The organism is Jeotgalibacillus marinus, assembly GCF_040801915.1.
Classification (GTDB): domain Bacteria; phylum Bacillota; class Bacilli; order Bacillales; family Jeotgalibacillaceae; genus Jeotgalibacillus; species Jeotgalibacillus marinus.
This window is the reverse complement of record NZ_JBFMIA010000039.1, coordinates 1-5,226: the sequence shown is the minus strand read 5'-3', so window position 1 is coordinate 5,226 and position 5,226 is coordinate 1. Positions and strand designations below refer to the sequence as shown.

The 5,226-nt window shown below is 33.5% G+C and carries 5 protein-coding genes and 2 pseudogenes; 1 reads left to right on the top strand and 6 read right to left on the bottom strand.

The window, feature by feature from the left end; translation table 11 throughout:
• Window positions 1–652: 652 nt before the first annotated feature.
• From AB1471_RS16550 to AB1471_RS16540, 3 genes and pseudogenes are all read right to left on the bottom strand, one after another.
• Window positions 653–790 carry a helix-turn-helix transcriptional regulator gene (locus AB1471_RS16550; RefSeq protein ID WP_437342378.1) on the bottom strand — a complete coding sequence of 46 codons (138 nt, stop codon included), beginning with the start codon at window positions 788–790 and terminating at the stop codon, window positions 653–655.
• 73 nt (window positions 791–863) lie between these two features.
• On the bottom strand, window positions 864–1,232 hold the full coding sequence (locus AB1471_RS16545) for a hypothetical protein (protein ID WP_367780865.1): 369 nt from the start codon (window positions 1,230–1,232) through the stop codon (window positions 864–866).
• 2 nt (window positions 1,233–1,234) lie between these two features.
• Window positions 1,235–1,397 (bottom strand): annotated as a pseudogene (locus tag AB1471_RS16540) (helix-turn-helix transcriptional regulator).
• Between the two features lie 69 nt (window positions 1,398–1,466).
• Here AB1471_RS16540 and AB1471_RS16535 point away from each other — a divergent pair.
• Window positions 1,467–1,685: a hypothetical protein gene (locus tag AB1471_RS16535; protein WP_367780864.1), complete on the top strand. Its 219-nt coding sequence runs from the start codon at window positions 1,467–1,469 to the stop codon at window positions 1,683–1,685.
• A gap of 810 nt (window positions 1,686–2,495) precedes the next feature.
• On the opposite strand, the gene AB1471_RS16530 is transcribed toward AB1471_RS16535, so the two are convergent.
• The 3 genes and pseudogenes from AB1471_RS16530 to AB1471_RS16520 all read right to left on the bottom strand — a co-directional run bounded on the left by AB1471_RS16530 (window position 2,496) and on the right by AB1471_RS16520 (window position 4,513).
• Window positions 2,496–3,407, bottom strand: a complete 912-nt coding sequence (locus tag AB1471_RS16530; protein ID WP_367780863.1) for a DUF2705 family protein — start codon at window positions 3,405–3,407, stop codon at window positions 2,496–2,498.
• A gap of 212 nt (window positions 3,408–3,619) precedes the next feature.
• Window positions 3,620–4,288: pseudogene (locus tag AB1471_RS16525) on the bottom strand (ABC transporter ATP-binding protein); the annotation flags it as partial.
• Between the two features lie 42 nt (window positions 4,289–4,330).
• Window positions 4,331–4,513, bottom strand: coding sequence for a hypothetical protein (locus tag AB1471_RS16520; protein ID WP_367780862.1), 183 nt, complete (start codon window positions 4,511–4,513; stop codon window positions 4,331–4,333).
• Window positions 4,514–5,226 lie beyond the last annotated feature (713 nt).

Sequence of the window (5,226 nt, the reverse complement as noted above, 5' to 3'; positions counted from 1 at the left end):
GTTCTTCTAATTTATTTTCCATCAATTAGTCCCTCGCTTATTTGAAAATAAACATCTAATGCTATTATATAGTAAGTTCACTTTACATCAAGACGAATACTGAATTTCTGAAAAGGAGTCTATAATGGTTAAAAATAAATTATATTTGATAAAGGATTTGAGTAACACTAAAGTAAAAGTTGACTGATGAGAGGATATTCTCATCAGTCAACTTTTATATTCTTTTGCTTATTAAGATCATAAGAATAGAGGAAATAACAATAAATAATGTGATGATTAGTTTGAGTAAATCAATTGTTGCAATTGAGATAGGGTTAATTAGGAAAAAAAATAATTCCACTAGACTTAGAAAAACTATAAAAAAATAAAATATTGATTTTACTAATTTTACTTTTATCTCTTTTGATCGTTCATCGTTCTCTTTCAAATAGGGAAAAATGTAATATTGAGATAATAAAAGTATTGCCACAGAAAGAAATACTAGACTATTATAATTAAAACTTTCACCTGCTATAAATGTGGATCCTATCATTCGAATAAACGATAAAAAAAGTAATACCCCACAAATTAAAAATAAATTTCTCATGATTAATTAACCTCCTGGTTCCAAAGAAATATTTCTTCGATTGATTGATCAAATTCCTTCGCGATTTTAAATGCAAGCTTTAAAGATGGTGTATAGCGTTTTTTCAATTGAAATAATAGTTTGTGGAGATACGTCTAAAATTTTAGCTAGTCCTTCTTGGGAGAGATTACGTTTTTTTCTTAGTTCTTCTAATTTATTTTCCATCAATTAGTCCCTCGCTTATTTGAAAATAAACATAAAAGTTGACTGATGAGAGGATATTCTCATCAGTTAACTTTTATATTCTTTTGCTTACTAAGATCATAAGAATAGAGGGAATAACAATAATTAATGTGATGATTAGTTTGAGTAAATCAACTGTTTCAATTGAGATAGGGTTAATTGTTAGGATTAGTAAAATTAGACCCACTAGACCTTGAAAAACTATCATAGAATAAAATACTGATTTTACTTTTATCTCTTTTGATCGTTCATCATTCTCTTTTAAATGGGGAAACATGTAATATTGAGATAATGAAAGTATTACCATAGAAAGAAATATTAGACTATCATAATTAAAACTTTCACCTGCTATAAATGTGGATCCTATCATTAGAATAAACATTAAAAAAAATAATACCCCACAAATTAAAAATAAATTTTTCATGATTAATTAACCTCCTGGTTCCAAAGAAATATTTCTTCGATTGATTGATCAAATTCCTTCGCGATTTTAAATGCAAGCTTTAAAGATGGTGTATAGCGTTTTTTCAATTGAAATAATAGTTTGTCGAGATACGTCTAAATTTTTAGCTAGTCCTTCTTGGGAGATTACATTTTTGTCTTAGTTCATCTAATGCTATTATACAGTAAAGTTAACTTTACATAAAGACGGAAATAAATGGTATTTGAAAATGTTTTTTATTTAAATAAGACCAAAGGGAATAGTCCGATTAGCGATGTAATTACGAACATAAATGCTGAGGGTATTTTACCTTACCTTGAGGAAGTTTCTCCTAAAGTAGGAATGATAGATACTGGAATATTTATTGATAATAAATTTCTTCCAACTGAACAGATTTCCGTAGATGGCACACCGACTAATAGTTTGATACAGTAAAAATACACGGAACGATGATAGCTGGTATTTTTATTGGTAACGGTACTAAAAACTCTGAACCATAAGGATTATTACCTAAAACTTCAGAAAACCTAGCTGCTGCAATTAATCTTGCAATAAATAATGAAATTAAAATCCTTAACATTAGTTTAGCAACTATAAAGGAAACAGATGTATTAAAAAATGCTGTGGAGAAGCTATAGAAAAAGATATAGTTGTAATTGCATCAACTGGTAACTAAGGTGGTCATCATGATGGGAGTAACCTTTATTACAATTTAGGTGTTCATGAAGGTGGTACACATACTAATTGGTTTAGTATAGGGAACAAATATGATACTGGTTATAATCCTTCTGTTAAGGATTATTACCTAAAACTTCAGAAAACCTAGCTGCTGCAATTAATCTTGCAATAAATAATGAAATTAAAATCCTTAACATTAGTTTAGCAACTATAAAGGAAACAGATGTATTAAAAAATGCTGTGGAGAAGCTATAGAAAAAGATATAGTTGTAATTGCATCAACTGGTAACTAAGGTGGTCATCATGATGGGAGTAACCTTTATTACAATTTAGGTGTTCATGAAGGTGGTACACATACTAATTGGTTTAGTATAGGGAACAAATATGATACTGGTTATAATCCTTCTGTTACACAACTTGACAATAGGCATATACTAGCAGTTCATGGTCATGTTCCTTATTTTAGTACTACCTCTGATAGATATGCTAAGCTTTACCATGGTTTTTGGTAACGTCAAAAAAACACTGCCGATATCCGTAGTGGATGCCAGCAGAGCTTTCTTTGTTTTATGCAATGTCTCGTTTTGTAAAAACAGTGAACGCAAGTGTAACAAATAGAGCGAAGTAAATGAGTATCATAATAACAGAGAACGTCATGGTCATCCCTTCAACAAGCGGATAACTCCTTGATAGGTCTGTGTTTGCAAATAGACTGTACTTTGCCCAGTCATAATACATTGCAATAAAACCCGTTGCTGTTCCGCCAACAAAATACAAGAATAAGCTTATTCCTAGTGCCATTGAGCTGTTACGGAACACCGCAGAAATCATAAATGACATCGTTGCCAATAAAATGACATTAATCGATTTAAACATATAGCCTTTCATCAAATAGGCAAGCATGTTTCCTTCAACAACTACCCCATTTTCATAACTTAAATGGGTCAATGTCCCTCCTGTATCAAATAAAATAAATCCTAAGATCACTGATATGGTCACTAAAATCCCGATCATAGCCAGACCAAAAGTGGCAACGGTAATGAATTTCGAAAGAAGGATTTTCCATCTCGGAATTGGACGAATCATGAGAAGCTTGATTGTTCCCCAAGAAGATTCACTTGCTACGATTCCTGAAGCGATAATAATCGTAAACAATCCAACCATTGTAATAAGAACAAAGATATTGTCTAAGTATGTCCATATTGAGTCCGAGTTCGGAGGAAGATCATTCGCCAAACGATAGTCATTGATAGCCAGTTGCCCTTCCACATATTCTCCTTGGCTAATTCCTGTTATTTCGATCTCTTGAATATACTCACTGTCCTCCACAATCAATTCTTGCCATGTTCTTTCTTCTTCAAAATCGTAACTTAATATAAAAGATAAGGCCATGACAACAGCGATTAACAACCCAGCCATTACATACGTGCCGGGACGGTTTAAAATTTTCATCCATTCATTGCGAATTAAATTAAACATCTTTACTCTCTCTCCTTTTTTAACGTTACTTCTAAGAACCGATCACTTTAAGATCATGTACCAAGCGCCAGGCGATCCCAAGACGTTGACTGACACCCCATACGTACTAGGACGGCTTAATATTTTCATCCATTCATTGCGAAATTAAATTAAACATCTTTACTCTCTCTTTCCGTTACTTCTAAAAAACGATCTTCAAGTGTTCCTGTCGTAACAAAATCATTCATCATCTGAACATCAAGTAATTTACCATTTTGAATAATTCCGACTCGGTCACACATCAGTTCCATTTCAGATAGCAAGTGACTCGATACAATGACCGCCATTCCTCTTTCTCTAGCAAGTCTCCTAATGTAATCACGAATTTCTCTTATTCCCGCAGGATCAAGTCCGTTTGTAGGCTCATCTAAAATCAGCACTTTAGGGTCATGTAGCAAAGACTGGGCGATCCCAAGACGTTGACGCATTCCGAGAGAATACGTTTTTACTTTGTCGTTAATTCGTTTTTCAAGACCGACAAGTTTGACAACCTCATCTATTTTTCTTTTTGAAATGCCTTTGTACATTCTTGCATAATGAACAAGGTTTTTATAGCCAGAAAGAAATTTATACATTTCAGGATTTTCAACAATGGCACCGACGTGTTGAACGGCGTCTTCAAAATCCTTTTGGATGCTTTTCCCCTCAATAAGTACATCTCCGTCTGTTAACTTCATCAAACCAACGATCATCCGAATGGTTGTCGTTTTACCAGCTCCATTTGGTCCGAGGAACCCGAATACTTCTCCTCCATAAACATCAAATGAAACCTTGTCAATAATCGTTTTTCCATTAATCTTTTTCGTAACATCTCTTAGTTGAATAATTACTTTCTGTGTCATATTAAAATTCCTCTCCAATTACATCTTCTTCAAAGTTTTTGATTAACCAATCTTCCATTCTTTTTTCTTCAATTTCACCGTATGGTTGAAATTGAAGTACTTAGCGTGTGGCATGACTTCAATAGTTCCGCCACGTCGATCAAAGCCTGTTGCAACCATCGTTCCGTTTACCATGATGTGATTTATTCTAGTAAATTTCTTGCTTGGTTTTAGTTTGTTTTGCATGTTTGTTTCCGCCCTTTAATGTTAAACCCTCTTCCTATATATTGAAGGAGCATGACTGCAACTGCGATCGCCCCAATGATTACTAATCCAACTTTTTTCATAATTATGTTCCTCCTTTCTTATCATGGTTTAATCATATCTACTACACGGTTTCTCAGTAACGCTCTCAAGTTTGATTTGAAGCTAAGCTCGAGACTTGGGAGTTTACATTATTTTTTTCTTAGTTCTTCTAATTTATTTTTCCATCAATTAGTACCTCGCTTATTTGAAAATAAATATCTATGCTATTATATAGTAAAGTTAACTTTACATCAAGACGAATTATATACTGATTTTCTGACCGCCCCATGCAGCTTCAGCAAGAATTCATAATGAACATCCAGCTGGTCCACCTACAGTACATGCTACAGCACAAACAAGACCTATAGGCCACGCTACTGCCCAAGACCCTTGTGAAAAGGGACAAAACTACACCATTTTAGCTTGTGGGACGGCTTGAAAATATTAATTTTTCTACATAAAAAATAAAACACCTTGCAGTGTCCTTGATGGATGCCGCAGGGCGTTTATGTTACTTTAGGTGAAACGAGGATTACCGAATGTGAAGTATGTATTACTGAGGAAGCAATACTATAAACAAAGACCGCCTTGTATAATAGTTTACTGAAGTGACCCCAAAAAGTTAGACAGGTTATATCATTAGGCAACTTGTT

Coding starts and splice junctions, on each gene's coding strand:
- AB1471_RS16550 (WP_437342378.1), bottom strand. CDS start 790: ATGGAAAATAAATTAGAAGAACTAAGAAAAAAACGTAATCTCTCCCAA.
- AB1471_RS16530 (WP_367780863.1), bottom strand. CDS start 3,407: ATGTTTAATTTAATTCGCAATGAATGGATGAAAATTTTAAACCGTCCC.
- AB1471_RS16535 (WP_367780864.1), top strand. CDS start 1,467: ATGGTATTTGAAAATGTTTTTTATTTAAATAAGACCAAAGGGAATAGT.
- AB1471_RS16520 (WP_367780862.1), bottom strand. CDS start 4,513: ATGCAAAACAAACTAAAACCAAGCAAGAAATTTACTAGAATAAATCAC.
- AB1471_RS16545 (WP_367780865.1), bottom strand. CDS start 1,232: ATGAAAAATTTATTTTTAATTTGTGGGGTATTATTTTTTTTAATGTTT.